This is a genomic window from Polaromonas sp. P2_G11, from assembly GCF_056403595.1.
Window position 1 is genome coordinate 1,171,819 of record NZ_JBFUFE010000001.1, and the last position, 13,785, is coordinate 1,185,603.

The following is a 13,785-nucleotide window of genomic DNA, read 5'->3' on the forward strand; positions in this document are numbered from 1 at the left end:
ATGCGGCTTGCCCATACGGCCAGGCGCGTGCAGCTATGGATTGGCACCAACAATTCAACCCACGCAAGCAGGAATACGCGTGCCAGATATTTAAAACAAGTCCTCGGGCAAAAGGGGGAACGGCCAGAAACCCTCAGATCTCGATCTTGCTGCCCAGTTCCACCACCGAGTTGTTTGGCAGGTTCAGGAAGTCTGCCGCACCGCTGGCGTTGTGGTGCATCTGAGCAAACAGTTTCTCGCGCCAGGGTGCCATGCCGCTGCCGATGGTGGGGATCACCGTGTCGCGCGAGAGGAAATAGCTGGTCGTCATCGACTCCAGCTCGCAGCCCCTGCCCTTGATCTGCTGCAGGGCCTTGGGCAGATCCAGGTCGTTCTTGAAGCCGTAGTGCACATTGACCTGCCAGCAGTCGTGGCCCAGTGATTCAATTTCGAGACGCTTGTTCATGCCGATCCAGGGGATCTCATGGTTGCGCACCGTCACGAACAGATTCTGCTCATGCAACACCTTGTTGTGCTTGAGGTTGTGCAGCAGCGCGTTGGGCACGCTGCCGGGCTCGGCCGTCAGGAATACGGCCGTGCCTTCGACACGGGCCGGCGGGCTGACGAAGACGGCGTCCAGGAAGCTGGGTAAATCGATCGCATCGGCCCGCAGCTTTTCATTGAGCAGGTGCCGCCCTTCCTTCCAGGTGATCATCAGCGTGAAGACCGCACCCCCAATCACCAGCGGGAACCAGCCGCCGGCGAACAGCTTCATGAGGTTGGAGGCGAAGAACGCGAAGTCGACGACAAAGAAAACACCGGTCGCCGCAATGCACAGGCTCAGCGGATACTGCCAGCCGTAACGAATCACGTAAAAAGTCAGGATGGTGGTGATCAGCATGTCGGTGCATACCGCGATGCCGTAAGCGGCCGCCAGGTTGCTGGACGAGCGGAACATCACCACCGCGAGCACGATCGTTATGAAGAGGCCCCAATTGACGAAGGGCATGTAGATCTGGCCGGTGTCGCGCACGCTGGTGTGCTGGATATTGAGGCGCGGCAGATAGCCCATCTGGATGGCCTGCTTGGTCACGCTGAAGGCGCCGGTGATCAGCGCCTGCGAGGCGATCACGGTAGCCATGGTGGCCAGGCCTACCAGCGGCAGCAGCGCCCACTCGGGCGCCATCAGGAAAAACGGGTTCTTCACTGCGGCAGGGTTGCCTATGAGCAGTGCGCCCTGACCGAAGTAATTGAGCACCAGCGAAGGCATGACCACGGAAAACCACGCCAGGCGAATCGGTTTTTTTCCGAAGTGGCCAAGGTCGGCGTACAGCGCCTCGGCGCCTGTCACGCACAGCACCACAGCGCCCAGGATGATGAAGGTGGTACCGGGGTTGGCCCACATGAACATGACCGCGTAGTGCGGGCTGACTGCCACCAGGATTTCGGGATGGGTCACGATCTGCGAAATGCCCAGCAACGCCAGCACGCCGAACCAGATCAGCGTGATGGGGCCGAAAAATTTGCCAATGCCCGCCGTGCCGTGCTTCTGCACCGCAAAAAGGGCAAACAAAATGACCAGGGTGATCGGGATCACGCCCTGCTTGAAGGCAGGCGAGACGACTTCCAGGCCTTCGACGGCCGACAGGACCGAGATGGCCGGGGTGATGACGCCGTCGCCATAGAACAGGGATGTGCCGAAGATGCCGACGATCAGCAAGGTCTTGCGCAGCTGAGGCTTGTCTTTTACTGCTGTGGAGGCCAGCGCCAGCATGGCGATCAGGCCGCCTTCACCGTTGTTGTCGGCGCGCAGCACCAGCGCCACATACTTGATCGAGACAATGACGGTCAGCGTCCAGAAGAAGATGGACAGGATGCCGTAGACGTTGTCGGGGGTAAAGGGAACATGCCCGGAACCGAAAACTTCCTTGACGGCATACAGGACGCTGGTTCCGATGTCGCCGTAGACGACACCAATGGCGCCCAGGGTGAGCGCCGCGAGTGATGATTTTTTACTGGACACAAAAACTTCCCGTCTTTGCGCTCGGCCCGTTCAAGCGGGTCCAAAGCGGCGGGAATGGTTACCTTTGGGAACGCTATTTTGCGCCCAGGTACCCGGCTTGCAAGTCGGCGGACATCCCTAAATCCAACTAATCCCGATTTTGTTGCACCGCAACAACTTGTAACAATAGGGGTCGGCGGCCGATCAGGGAGGCAGCGCAGGCAGTTGAATTCTGGGTGCTACTTTTTTAATAGCTGGTCGCGCATGACCCGTCTGGGCTAGAGGCCTAAAAGACCCATAATCCGGGCCGTCTCGGGTACACAAGCTCCCCGACTTTCAGAGCGGCCGCAGGCAGACCGGCTTTGCCGGATGCCTTGCGGCGTCCCCTGCAAGGGGAAACGGCACTCCACGAAGCGTAGCGAAGTGAGAACGATAGGGGTGTGCCAAGCCATCTCTAGTCATACACCTCGGCGTCCGGATCGGTGGCTTCGAGTTCATAGCTCGCAGCAAGCATCGCCAGTCGGGCGATCACGCCATACATATAGAAGCGGTTGGGGCTGCTGGAGCCGGGCTTCTCGCCGGGCTGCGGCAGGCGGCCGCTGTCGGCAAAGGCCAGGGGTACAAAGCTGGCGCCGGGCGCGTTGAGGTTTTCGTCCACGCCGCGCTCGGCATGAACGCGGTAAAAGCCGCCGACCACATAACGGTCCATCATGTAGACCACGGGCTCGGCCACGGCGTCGTTCACGCGCTCGTTGGTCAGCACGCCTTCCTGGATGATCACTTCGGACAGCGGCTGGCCATCTTTCGTCGTGCTCATCTTGTTTTTTGTCTTGCGGTTCAGCGCGTCCAGGTCTTTCACGTCGCGCACCGTCATGATGCCCATGCCATAAGTGCCGTTGTCGGCCTTGACGACGACAAAAGGCTTTTCGTTGATGCCGTATTCCTTGTACTTGCGCTTGATTTTGGTGAGCAGCGCATCGACGTTGGTGGTCAGGCAATCCATGCCGGTTTCTTCGGCAAAGTTGACTTCACCGCACTGGGCGTACATGGGGTTGATAAGCCAGGGGTCTATGCCCAGCAGCTTGCCGAAACGCTTGGAAACTTCTTCGTAGGCCTTGAAGTGCCGCGACTTGCGGCGCACCGACCAGCCGGCATGCAGCGGCGGCAACAGGTACTGCTCGTTGAGGTCTTCCAGGATGCCGGGGATGCCGGCCGACAGGTCATTGTTCAGCAAAATGGTGCAGGGGTCGAAGTCTTTCAGGCCCAGGCGGCGGTCGGTCCGGATCAGCGGCTCGATCGTGATGGTCTCTCCGGTCGGCAGGTTCAGCGTGGTGGGCTCCTTGATGTCGGAGCTCAGCGAGCCGAAACGCACATTGAGGCCGGCCTGGTGAAAAATGCGCTTGAGCTGCAGCACGTTGGACAGGTAAAAGCTGTTGCGCGTGTGGTTCTCGGGCACGACCAGCAGGTTGCGCGCCTCGGGACAGATCTTTTCGATCGCGGCCATGGCGGCCTGCACCGCCAGCGGCAGCATCTCGGGCGTCAGGTTGTTCCAGCCGCCGGGGTAGAGGTTGGTGTCGACCGGGGCGAGCTTGAAGCCGGCGTTGCGGATGTCGACCGAGCTGTAAAACGGCGGCGTGTGCTCCATCCACTCCAGCCGGAACCAGCGCTCAATCGCCGGCGTGGAGTCCAGGACCCGTTGTTCGAGTTCGTTGATAGGGCCGTTCAGGGCGGTGATGAGGTGCGGAACCATTCGGCCACTTTCGAGTAGGGAATCTGTTATTTGCTTCGGTTATATCTGACCGAATTTTAGGGAGATTGGGACAGACTGCAGGGGTTACAAGGGGTAACGCCGCCGCAAGTCATCCAAAAATCCGTGGGCCGACTTCTCAGCCCGGCATGGCTTCAGGTACGGACTTCGCCCTGGCCCAGCACCACATATTTGAGGGACGTCAGCCCCTCAATCCCGACCGGTCCACGCGCGTGGAACTTGTCGGTGCTGATGCCGATTTCGGCTCCCAGCCCAAACTCGAATCCATCGGCGAAGCGGGTGCTCGCATTCACCATGACGCTGGCTGAATCCACCTCGCGCAGAAAGCGCTGGGCGTTGATGTGGTCGCGCGTGAGGATGGCATCTGTGTGGTGGCTGGAGTACTGGTTGATGTGGGCGATGGCTTCGTCAATGCCCGCCACCACCTTGATGCTGATGATGGGCGCGAGGTATTCCTCGTACCAGTCCTGCTCCGTCGCCGCTTTCAGGTTGGCGCCTTTGACGCTCGCCAGGATCGCCTGGGCCTCGGCATCGCAACGCATCTCCACACCCTTGGCGGCGTAAATCGCGCCGATTTTGGGCAGGAACTGCGCGGCCACACCGCGCGCCACCAGCAAACCTTCGCTGGCATTGCAGGGGCTGTATTTTTGCGTTTTTGCGTTGTCGGCCACTTTCACCGCCATTTCGATGTCGCAGGGGTCGTCGACATACACATGGCAGTTGCCGTCCAGGTGCTTGATGACCGGCACCTTGGCATCGCGGCTGATGCGCTCGATCAGGCCTTTGCCGCCGCGCGGGATGATCACGTCCACATACTGCGGCATGGCGATCAGGTGGCCTACGGCTTCGCGGTCGGTGGTCGGCACCAGTTGCACGGCATCGGCGGGCAGGCCGGCGTCAATCAGCGCCTGTTGCACCAGCGCAGCCAGCGCCTTGTTCGACTCAATCGCTTCAGAGCCGCCGCGCAGGATACAGGCGTTGCCACTTTTGATGGCCAGCGACGCGGCTTCAATCGTCACATTCGGCCGGCTCTCGTAAATCATGCCGAACACGCCAATCGGCACGCGCATCTGCCCCACGCGGATGCCGCTGGGCTGCTCCTTCATGCCGATGATGTCGCCAATCACGTCGGGCATCACGGCCAGCTGCTCGCAGCCCACCGCCACGGTTTCAATGATTTTGGGGGTGAGCTTGAGGCGGTCCAGCATGGGCCCGGCCAGGCCGGCCGCTTTTGCGCGTTCCAGGTCCAGGGTGTTGGCTGTTTGCAATGGTTCGATCTGGCTGCGCAGCAAGCTGGCCAAACCCAAAAGCGCTCTGTTTTTGATAGCTGCTTGCGCCCGTGCCATAAGGGCGGAAGCTACTTTTGCCTGTGAACCCATGGCCTGCATCAGGTCCGAGACGTCGCTGCGGGCAGCCAGGGCGGTGGGGGAGTCGGGCGCGTTCATCCTGCCATTTTGCCTCTAATCATGGCTGGGAGCCTGTCGGGCTTGGGGCGTCGAAAGCGAAAATCGGCTCCAGCGAGGACAGTTTTTGCAGGGTTTGCAGGCCCATAGCCCAGCTATGGGACAAAAAGACGGCGAAAAATGGACCGCTGCGGTCGATTTGCAGCCGACGATTCCCAAGTCCGACAGGCTCCTGGAGATCAGTTGCCGGAGCGAACACCGCGGCGCTGCATCATGTCCTGGCTCATGGCCTGTAGGGCTTGCGTCGTCAGCACCACCTGCGCAGCAGGGTAGGCAAGACGGTCTTCGTCCGCCAGGTGCCGTTCGTACAGGCCGGCGAAGTGGTCCAGTGCCGCCGTCTGGGTCGCAGTCAGCGCAGCCCCATCAGCCACCGGACTCTCAGCGATCTCGTGCAGCGCGCTGCGCGCCGGGGGCCAGGCCGTATCCATGTCCCGGTGGTCCTGTAAAAGGCGCTGCACCAGGGTGCGCAGGCCGGCATCCGGCCCGGCCAGCAATGGCGGGAACACATGCCGCTCTTCATCCTGGTGATGCAGCGGTGCGGCAAGGTCGAAGTAGCGCATCACATCACGTGCCGCCTGGCGCGCAGACTCGTCACGGCCGTGTTCAAGCAGGTGCTGCTGCAGGCGCGCCAGCAGCACGAGCATGCGTTCCACCCGCTCATGGCAGGCGGCCAGCATGTCGAAAGGCGCCTCGAATCCGGCACCCGGTGCATGCACGCCGGGCAAGGAAGCAGGCCGCGTGACCCGGCGCACCATGCCCATATCAGCCGAACTGCACGGGCTGACCCTGCGGGTCAAACGGAATAAACGCCCCGATCTGGCCCTGCTTGATGGACTCGACCATGCGCTGCAGTGGTTCTTCCGCATCTTCGGTGGTCGGCGCACGGTTCACTGAGCCCGACATGGCCGCGGCAAACACCAGGCCCCAGTTGTGGCCGAACTGGCTGGACTCCTGCACCAGGGCGGCAAACGAACTCAGGTCCTCCGGGCGCTTGTCGACACACATCAGCGGGACCAGCGCGCCGCCCTGGCCGGCCTCAAAACGTTTACGTTGCGCCGGGGTGCTGTCCTCGGGCAACTCAACACCGGTAAATACAAACAGCAGGCGCTGCGGTTCGGGTTGCGCGCGGGCGGCCTGCAGCAGGTCGTCAAAACTCAGAATGTCCATGGCTTGATCCAGTCACAGGAATTAAAAGGAATCCGCCGGCCCGGATCCCGGTGCGGCGCTGTCGGCAGAAAGGCTGCTTACAAAATCAGAAGGCACCGGCCTCAGGCGGGCGGGCTTGCGCGACTGGGCGGTGCCCATGCTGACAAAACACAGGGCATATTCACCGCCTGCCAGGCCAAACAGCCGGCGCAGCCCCCCGGACTTCAGCGCCTTGCCGCTGGTCAGTGACGAACCATAACCCAGGGCCGTGGCCATGAGCAGCATGTTCTGCACCGCACAGCCGGCCGAGACCAGGCGTTCAGCCAGGTCGATCCCGGCATCACCACACGCGCCATCGACCACGACCAGCATGAGCAAAGGGGCGCGGTGCGCTTTTTCGCGCGCCTGCGCAAGCTGTTCAGGGGTGGCTTGCGGGTCGCGTTCGACCAGCGCCGCACCGAAGACCGCGGCCAGTTGCGCGCGTGCCGCCTGCGGCACCAGCACAAAGCGCCAAGGCAGAAGCTGGCCATGGTCGGGCGCCGTGGCAGCGGCTCGCAAGATCATGTCGAGCTGCTTCGCATCGGGACCGGGTGCTACCAGCCGCTTCGGCAAAATGGTCTGGCGCGATTGCATGAGGGCTGCAGCCAACTGCGCCGGGTCGACGTCGGCCGCGGCGACTGCAGAGGGCTGACCGGGAAAGGCGAGCAGATTCATCAGTTCGCTTTCAGCTGGAGCGCTTATCGGCGTAAGGCTGATCCGCTCGCTTATTCACCCACACACTCCCAGATGGCCGCACTGGGTGCAATAGTCGCACCCATCCTTGCGGATCACGGCATGGGCACCGCATTCGCCGCACTTCTTGCCCGCCATCACCGGCGGGGCAAGCGCCATGTCAACCTGCGGCTCCACCACGGGTGTTGCCCCGGCAGCATGCTGCCCGGCCCGCCGCGCGATGATGTTCTGCACCGCATAAGCAATGGCCGCCACTTCAGAGTCGTGCCATAACGGAACACGCGTGCCGTCGGCCTTTTCGTAGGTTCCCAGCCGCACCGGGCCGCGGTCCCAGGCCACCTTGCGCATGTCGCTGAGCGCACGCTCAAGAAAACCACCGCGCGCGGCCAGCGAAAGCATGCGCATGCTGGAGGTGATCCACTGCTGCGACTCGCCGCTTTGTCCCACGGGCATGAAAAATTCGATCGCACGCTCGACCGTGCCATCCCCCATGGCGGCCGGCACAGGCAAAAAGGACACCACGATATAGAGCGTCTTGCGCCCTTCCTGGGTCCAGTAATCCACTTTTTCCGCCACCGCCGACAACGCGCCCTTGGGCCGGCTCTCGATCACCGTGCGCATTGGGTCCACAGCGGGCGCGGCGGCCGGCATGGCCGCGGGGTCCGCATGGGTTTCCAGAACCGAACCGAGAATGGCGTTGGGCCGGTAGGTGGCCAGGCCCTTGAGTTTTGCGCGCCAGGCCTGCTGGTACAGGCCCTTGAAGTCTTCGTAGGCGTAGTCCGCCGGCACATTGACGGTTTTGGAGATCGCCGTGTCCACAAACGGCTGCACCGCTTCCATCATGCCAATGTGGCTGTCTGCCGACATCTCCAGCGCCGAGACAAAGTAACCAGGCAACTTGTCCACGTCACCGCCAAGTTCGCGGTACAGGCGCCATGCATGGTCTTCCACGGCGTACTCGGTGGTGCTGCCGTCAGACTCACGTTTCTTGCGCCGGTACATCCAGGAAAACGGCGGCTCGATGCCGTTCGATGCATTGTCGGCAAAGGCCAGGCTGACCGTACCGGTGGGTGCAATTGAGAGCAGGTGACTGTTGCGGATGCCGTTCGCGCGGATGGCCTGCTGCAAGGCGGCAGGCAGCCGGCTGGCAAAGGTCCCTGCAGCAAGGTAGCCCTCGACATCGAACTTCGGGAACGCGCCCTTTTCCTTCGCGAGTGCCACCGAAGCCGCGTAGGCAGCATCGCGCATGCTCACGGCAATGCGCGCGGCCATCTCGCGTCCCTCGGGCGCGTCGTAGCGCAGGCATAGCATGGCCAGTGCATTGCCCAGCCCGGTGAAACCGACGCCAATACGGCGCTTGGCGGCGGACTCGGCCTGTTGTTGCGGCAGGGGCCAGAAGGTGACGTCCAGCACGTTATCGAGCGCACGCACCTGGGTCGCCACTGATTTCGAGAAGGCTTCGAAATCAAAGGCCGGCACGCCGTTGAAGCCAAAGGGGTGGCGCACAAAACGCGTGAGGATGATGGGCCCGAGGTCGCAACAGCCATAGGGTGGAAGCGGTTGCTCGCCGCAGGGATTGGTCGCTGCGATGTCTTCGCAATAACGCAGGTTGTTGTCCTGGTTGATGTGGTCCAGGAACAGGATGCCGGGCTCGGCGAAATCGTAGGCCGAGCGCATCACGGTGTCCCACAACTCGCGCGCGGCTACCGTCTGGTAGACCCACAGGCCGTCCGCGCGCTGGAAGGCGCCTTGCGCAACCAGTGAAGCGCCGGGTTTGGCCTTGTGCACTAGTTCCCAGGGCTGGTCTTCGGCGAGCGCGCGCATGAAGGTGTCAGGCATGCCGACCGAGACATTGAAGTTGTTCCAGCGCCCAGGCGCGCGCTTGGCGGTGATGAACTCGTGCACATCCGGGTGATCGATGCGCAGCACGCCCATCTGCGCACCACGCCGCGCACCAGCGCTCTCCACAGTGGAGCAGGACTGGTCAAAGACGTTGATGTAGCTGCAAGGACCGGAGGCCATGGACGCGGTACCCTTGACCTCAGCGCCACGCGGACGGATGCGTGAAAAATCGTAACCCACGCCGCCGCCGCGCCGCATGGTTTCGGCGGCCTCGCGCAGTGCCTCGTAGATGCCGGGATAACCGCCGTCATCGACACCCTGGATGCAGTCACCCACAGGTTGCACAAAGCAGTTGATCAGCGTGGCCTGGATGGAAGTGCCGGCCGCGCTCATGATGCGGCCTGCACCAATTGCCCCTGCGTGCAGGTTCTCGAGGAACAGCGCTTCGTGCTGGGCACGCTCCGCCTCGGGCTCGACCGAGGCCAGGGCGCGCGCCACACGTCGGTACAAATCCTCCACACCTGTCTCGCCGGGTTTGAGGTATTTTTCCTTCAGCACGTCCTGGCTGATGGGCTGGGTGGCCGTCATGTCTTGCGGCCGGCCAAACTGATCACGTTTCATGCGGGTGCTCCTGCTGGCCGAACTCCGCCGAGCAGCCATTGCATTAATTCTTGCACCGAACGGATCTGGTCGCCAAACGGCAACCGGGCGGCACCACGGAAGAAAAGGCCTTTGTGGATGTCGCCCTCGAAGGCATGCCCGAGTTGTTGGTCGATACAGAACTGGCCCATGCCGGCCACGCCATCGCGCAGGCCGCAATGGGTGAGGCAGTCGAACGACATGTTGCATTTGGCCTTGACATGGGCCGCCGCCTGGAGCCGGGCTTCCAGCCGCAGGTATTTGTCCAGCCATGGCGTTCGCACGGCGCGGGCGGGCAAGCCGGCCACGCTGATGAACTCCACCAGGTCTTCGGGTTTCGCCTCGGCCAGCACCTTCTTGAAGGCGGGATCGGCATCACACTCCCGGGTGACGGCAAAGGCCGTGCCAAGCTGCACGGCCGAAGCCCCCAGGGCTTGCAAGCGCAGGATGTCGTCCCTGCAGTTGATGCCGCCGGCGGCAACCAGCGGGATCTCGCGTTCGATGCCGGCCGTTTTGAAGAATTCCAGCACCTGCGGAATGACAACCTCGAAATCGAAACGCTTGTCATGCAGATCCGCGACTTTGGCGGCGCCCAGATGGCCACCCGCGAGACCGGGATGCTCAATCACGATGGCATCAGGCAGGCGCCCCTTTTTTTGCCACTTGCGCACCAGCAATTGCACGCCGCGCGCGTCCGACAGAATGGGGATCAACACCGCGTTGGGATAGTCGCGCGCCAGCTCCGGCAGATCAAGCGGCAGGCCGGCGCCGACCACCAGCGCATCGGCCCCGCTGGCCATGGCCTGGCCCACATAGTCTTCGTAGGCGCTGAGGGCCTTCATGACATTCACGGCAATCAGGCCGCGGCCCTGTGACAACTGACGGGCCAGGCGAATTTCCCGGTCAAGCGCTTCAAGATTGGCGGCATCGATCAAAGCCCGGGCATCAGGCTCCTTGTTCAGATGGCGTGTTTTGGCCATCAGATCAGGATGCAGGCGCCGCAAGTCCACGGACGACAGGGTGCCCACGCCGCCCAGGCGTGCCACCGTGCCGGCCAAGCCACCCGCAGAGACGCACACGCCCATCCCGCCCTGCACCACCGGGATCAACTCCTTGCCGCCAATGCGCCAGGGCCGAAGGCCCGAATCGTGAGCAAGTGTCTGCAACGCTGCCGATGCCGTGATCGAATTGACGTTTGCCTTTGCGGCAAGGTCAATTGGTGATGATTTGTCCATCGTGCTCCACATAAGGTTGGTACGGGCCAGTGCCGCTGTTAGAGGCTATCGCAGCAGGAACGAAACTTCCTTGCTGTACATCAAAGGTATGGATTTCACCGTCCTCAATGACGTAGTGCCAGCCATGCAGGGTCAAGGCGCCCTTCTCGACCTCACGCCGGACCATGGGATAGGCCATCAGCCGCTCGAGCTGCAACACCACGGTGCGCTGCTCGGTGCGGCGCAGGGCCTCCGGGCTCGACACAACAGGCAGCAAGGCTTCGCTGGCGAGTTTGAGCCAGGCTTGCAGGGCTACTGCTTCCTCGGGAACGCCTTCGTACGCGGCACGGATGGCTCCGCAGTGGCTGTGGCCACAGACAATGATGCGCTCCACATGCAGGCTGAGCACCGCGAACTCAATCGCCGCCGTGGTGCCGTGCAACCCATGGGAGCCGTCATATGGTGGAACGAAGGCACCCACATTGCGCACGATGAAAAGTTCACCCGGGCCGGCGCCGGTCAGCAGGTAGGGCACCACGCGCGAGTCCGAACAGCCAATGAACAGTGTCTTGGGGTGCTGCCCCTGCGCCACCAGATCCTGGAAGCGCTGCTGGTGCAGCGGAAAGTAGTCAGAGTGGAAACGCCGCAAACGCAACAGGAGTTCGTCCGGGCGCTCGAGGTCTTCATTCATTGCACCAGAGGCGAATCCGCACCCTCAAGAGCGATGCCCTCTACCTCCGCCTCGCCAACCAGCAGGCTCATGTACTGGTGTAGGGCGCGCGCGCGCGACTGCATTGTCAGCAGGGCTGCGATGCGCTCGCGTACTTCCTCATACGTGGGCTGGGTGCCGCTGCGCCGATCCAGCACGTCAATGATGTGAAAACCGAAACGCGTGTGGAACAGGCGCGGGTGCACGCCCGTGCCTGTTTGTGCATGCTGCAGGTGAAACAGTTCTGTCGCCAGCTCGGGCGCACAGTCGTCCGGCGTGATCCAGCCCAGATCCCCGCCCTGGGCGCTGCTGGGGCAATTGGACAATTCGGCAGCCAGCTGGGCAAAGCGCCCGGGAGCCACGCCCTTGTGCGACAGCTCGAGCAAGGCGCGCTCGGCATGCACCGTGAGTGCCTGGACATTGACGCCGGGAGTGACCGCAAACAGGATATGGCGCACGTGCAGGGCCTGGCCCACCAGAAACTGGGCCTTGTGCGCCCCGTAATAGCGCCGGCCTTCCTCTTCGGTGGGCAGGGGCGTGGTCACCTGCTGGTCGACCATGGCTTCAATGATCTCGCGTTCGGCCTCGCCGAGCTCGGGGCTGGTCAAACCAGTGTGGCGCGGCAGCAGGCCTTGTGATACCGCCTGCTGGCGCAGCAGCTCGGCGTAGGCCAGTTCGCGCAAGGTGGCTGTGTCGGGCCGCTGCCCTGGCGCATACAGGGCGATGCCATTGACAAGGGCCTCGGGCACGGCAGCCTGGACTGCCGCAGAAGCACACTGGCATGAACCGCTGCCGCAACCCTGAGCGGCAGCGGGTGAAGAAAGTGTGGATGTGGTCATGGACGGTTCCTGTTTTACGTGAGGTCAGGGAGCGCCGGGCGACTTGGCCCGGGGAACGCCAAGGCGGCGGCTGCGCACGACCTGGTAGGGGCGGAAGAGGTAAGCGACCGACCCAAAGCCGCTCCACACGTGAACCAGACGGCTGAAGGGGAACAGCAGGAAGATGGTCATCCCGAACACGATGTGGAAGCGGTAGGGCCAAGGCAAGACGGCAAGCGTTGCAGAGTCCACCTCGCGCAGGGTGAGAATGCGCTGCGCCCATTCGGCCAGGATCAGCATCACGCCGCCATCGGCGTGTCCCCATGAATACGGCAGGGTGATGAGGCCCACAACCAGCTGCGTCCAGAGGATCAGCAAGATCGCGAGATCGGTCTTGTGGCTGGTGTAGCGGATGCGCGGGTCAAACATGCGGCGGTAAATTAGCATCGATAAGCCGATAAAACAGATGAAGCCGGCAATGCCGCCTGCGTAGATCGCCATGCGCTGCTTGGTCGCAGCGTCCATGAAAACGCCGTAAACCGCGTGGGGCGTCAGCAAGCCCACCAGATGCCCAAAAAACAGGAACAGGATGCCCACGTGGAACAGGTTGCTACCCCAGCGAAGCAAGCCGGTGCGCAATAACTGCGAAGAATCGCTTTTCCAGGTGTACTGGTCGCGGTCAAAACGGATCAGGCTGCCGAGCAGGAAAACGGTCAGGCAGACGTAGGGATAGACACCAAAAAGAAATCCGTGAAGTCCGGGGCTCATGTTTGCGCTCCTTGGGTGGGGCGTGCCTTGCGCACGTGAGGCACGATGTGGATAGGCTGCGGCTGGTCCGGCCTGGCCTGGCCTTTGGACGAGCAGCCATCAAAAACGACCGGCTCTTCCCAAACCGCATCGATAGGCTCTTCCGCCGCAATTTGCACCGGTTGCGCCTTTTCCCCGGCCAGCTCCAGCAGGGCACCCAACACGGAGGCGTAGGCGCTTTCGCGCTGCTGCAGCGCCGCGAAAATCGCATTGAAGATGTGCGCCATCTCGGCCAGAAACTCGCGCGCCTCACTCGGTGGCTGGGTCGAGGTGAATTCGAGCACCACCGGCAGAAAGTCCGGCATTTCTCCTTCGGCCAGGTACATGCCGGCCTTCTCGTAGGTCTGCGCCAGGTCAATCATGGCCGGCCCGCGATCGCGCGAATCGCCATGCACGTGTTCGAACAGGTGCAGCGATGTGGCGCGGCCCCGGTCGAACAGCTCGACGTAAGCCGCCTCGGTCTCAAGCGCAGGCGCCAGTGCGAGCGCTTCGATCAGTGCGTCCAGCTCGGCCATCCGCTGCGGCTGCAGTGCGCGCTCTTCGTGCAGGACTTCTCGCATCGCACTCAGGTGGCTGCGTAATTCGGCGTCAGGATACGCAAGCAGTCGGGCCAGCACACGCAGGCTTTTCGAAGCCACAGCGGGGGTGTTGTTGAAAAGTGCCATG

At 62.6% G+C, this 13,785-nt stretch carries 12 protein-coding genes; all 12 read right to left on the minus strand.

Going from position 1 to position 13,785, the window contains the following annotated elements; genetic code table 11:
- Positions 1-133: 133 nt before the first annotated feature.
- The 12 genes from AC1DWQ_RS05695 to narJ all read right to left on the minus strand — a co-directional run bounded on the left by AC1DWQ_RS05695 (position 134) and on the right by narJ (position 13,784).
- Positions 134-2,002 carry a potassium transporter Kup gene (locus AC1DWQ_RS05695; protein WP_477668751.1) on the minus strand — a complete coding sequence of 623 codons (1,869 nt, stop codon included), beginning with the start codon at positions 2,000-2,002 and terminating at the stop codon, positions 134-136.
- 433 nt (positions 2,003-2,435) lie between these two features.
- On the minus strand, positions 2,436-3,731 hold the full coding sequence (gene gshA, locus AC1DWQ_RS05700) for a glutamate--cysteine ligase (RefSeq protein WP_457281482.1): 1,296 nt from the start codon (positions 3,729-3,731) through the stop codon (positions 2,436-2,438).
- Positions 3,732-3,883: 152 nt separating this feature from the next.
- On the minus strand, positions 3,884-5,194 hold the full coding sequence (locus AC1DWQ_RS05705; RefSeq protein WP_477668752.1) for a glutamate-5-semialdehyde dehydrogenase: 1,311 nt from the start codon (positions 5,192-5,194) through the stop codon (positions 3,884-3,886).
- Between the two features lie 197 nt (positions 5,195-5,391).
- Positions 5,392-5,973, minus strand: a complete 582-nt coding sequence (locus AC1DWQ_RS05710; RefSeq protein ID WP_477668753.1) for a hemerythrin domain-containing protein — start codon at positions 5,971-5,973, stop codon at positions 5,392-5,394.
- A gap of 1 nt (position 5,974) precedes the next feature.
- Complete coding sequence (locus AC1DWQ_RS05715) at positions 5,975-6,379, minus strand: ribonucleotide reductase subunit alpha (RefSeq protein WP_477668754.1); 405 nt, start codon at positions 6,377-6,379, stop codon at positions 5,975-5,977.
- 21 nt (positions 6,380-6,400) lie between these two features.
- Positions 6,401-7,072 (minus strand): nitroreductase family protein, encoded by a 672-nt coding sequence (locus AC1DWQ_RS05720; protein WP_477668755.1) that lies wholly within the window; start codon positions 7,070-7,072, stop codon positions 6,401-6,403.
- A 54-nt stretch (positions 7,073-7,126) separates the two neighbouring features.
- A complete protein-coding gene (locus AC1DWQ_RS05725) occupies positions 7,127-9,553 on the minus strand; it encodes an adenosylcobalamin-dependent ribonucleoside-diphosphate reductase (RefSeq protein WP_477668756.1) in 2,427 nt (808 codons plus the stop codon).
- A complete protein-coding gene (locus AC1DWQ_RS05730; RefSeq protein ID WP_477668757.1) occupies positions 9,550-10,806 on the minus strand; it encodes an NAD(P)H-dependent flavin oxidoreductase in 1,257 nt (418 codons plus the stop codon). The genes AC1DWQ_RS05725 and AC1DWQ_RS05730 overlap by 4 nt, the downstream gene beginning before the upstream one ends.
- Positions 10,784-11,476 carry a carbonic anhydrase gene (locus AC1DWQ_RS05735; RefSeq protein WP_477668758.1) on the minus strand — a complete coding sequence of 231 codons (693 nt, stop codon included), beginning with the start codon at positions 11,474-11,476 and terminating at the stop codon, positions 10,784-10,786. The genes AC1DWQ_RS05730 and AC1DWQ_RS05735 overlap by 23 nt, the downstream gene beginning before the upstream one ends.
- On the minus strand, positions 11,473-12,333 hold the full coding sequence (locus AC1DWQ_RS05740; RefSeq protein ID WP_477668759.1) for a peptidylprolyl isomerase: 861 nt from the start codon (positions 12,331-12,333) through the stop codon (positions 11,473-11,475). Before AC1DWQ_RS05740 ends, AC1DWQ_RS05735 begins: the two co-directional genes overlap by 4 nt.
- Positions 12,334-12,357: 24 nt before the next feature.
- Positions 12,358-13,080, minus strand: coding sequence for a respiratory nitrate reductase subunit gamma (gene narI / locus AC1DWQ_RS05745; protein WP_477668760.1), 723 nt, complete (start codon positions 13,078-13,080; stop codon positions 12,358-12,360).
- Positions 13,077-13,784 (minus strand): nitrate reductase molybdenum cofactor assembly chaperone, encoded by a 708-nt coding sequence (gene narJ / locus AC1DWQ_RS05750; RefSeq protein ID WP_477668761.1) that lies wholly within the window; start codon positions 13,782-13,784, stop codon positions 13,077-13,079. Before narJ ends, narI begins: the two co-directional genes overlap by 4 nt.
- Between the last annotated feature and the right edge of the window lies 1 nt (position 13,785).

Bases quoted from the DNA above. Each gene is read 5' to 3' on its own strand.
- narI (WP_477668760.1), bottom strand. From the start codon at position 13,080: ATGAGCCCCGGACTTCACGGATTTCTTTTTGGTGTCTATCCCTACGTC.
- AC1DWQ_RS05720 (WP_477668755.1), bottom strand. From the start codon at position 7,072: ATGAATCTGCTCGCCTTTCCCGGTCAGCCCTCTGCAGTCGCCGCGGCC.
- AC1DWQ_RS05715 (WP_477668754.1), bottom strand. From the start codon at position 6,379: ATGGACATTCTGAGTTTTGACGACCTGCTGCAGGCCGCCCGCGCGCAA.
- AC1DWQ_RS05730 (WP_477668757.1), bottom strand. From the start codon at position 10,806: ATGGACAAATCATCACCAATTGACCTTGCCGCAAAGGCAAACGTCAAT.
- narJ (WP_477668761.1), bottom strand. From the start codon at position 13,784: ATGGCACTTTTCAACAACACCCCCGCTGTGGCTTCGAAAAGCCTGCGT.
- gshA (WP_457281482.1), bottom strand. From the start codon at position 3,731: ATGGTTCCGCACCTCATCACCGCCCTGAACGGCCCTATCAACGAACTC.
- AC1DWQ_RS05705 (WP_477668752.1), bottom strand. From the start codon at position 5,194: ATGAACGCGCCCGACTCCCCCACCGCCCTGGCTGCCCGCAGCGACGTC.
- AC1DWQ_RS05740 (WP_477668759.1), bottom strand. From the start codon at position 12,333: ATGACCACATCCACACTTTCTTCACCCGCTGCCGCTCAGGGTTGCGGC.
- AC1DWQ_RS05735 (WP_477668758.1), bottom strand. From the start codon at position 11,476: ATGAATGAAGACCTCGAGCGCCCGGACGAACTCCTGTTGCGTTTGCGG.
- AC1DWQ_RS05710 (WP_477668753.1), bottom strand. From the start codon at position 5,973: ATGGGCATGGTGCGCCGGGTCACGCGGCCTGCTTCCTTGCCCGGCGTG.
- AC1DWQ_RS05725 (WP_477668756.1), bottom strand. From the start codon at position 9,553: ATGAAACGTGATCAGTTTGGCCGGCCGCAAGACATGACGGCCACCCAG.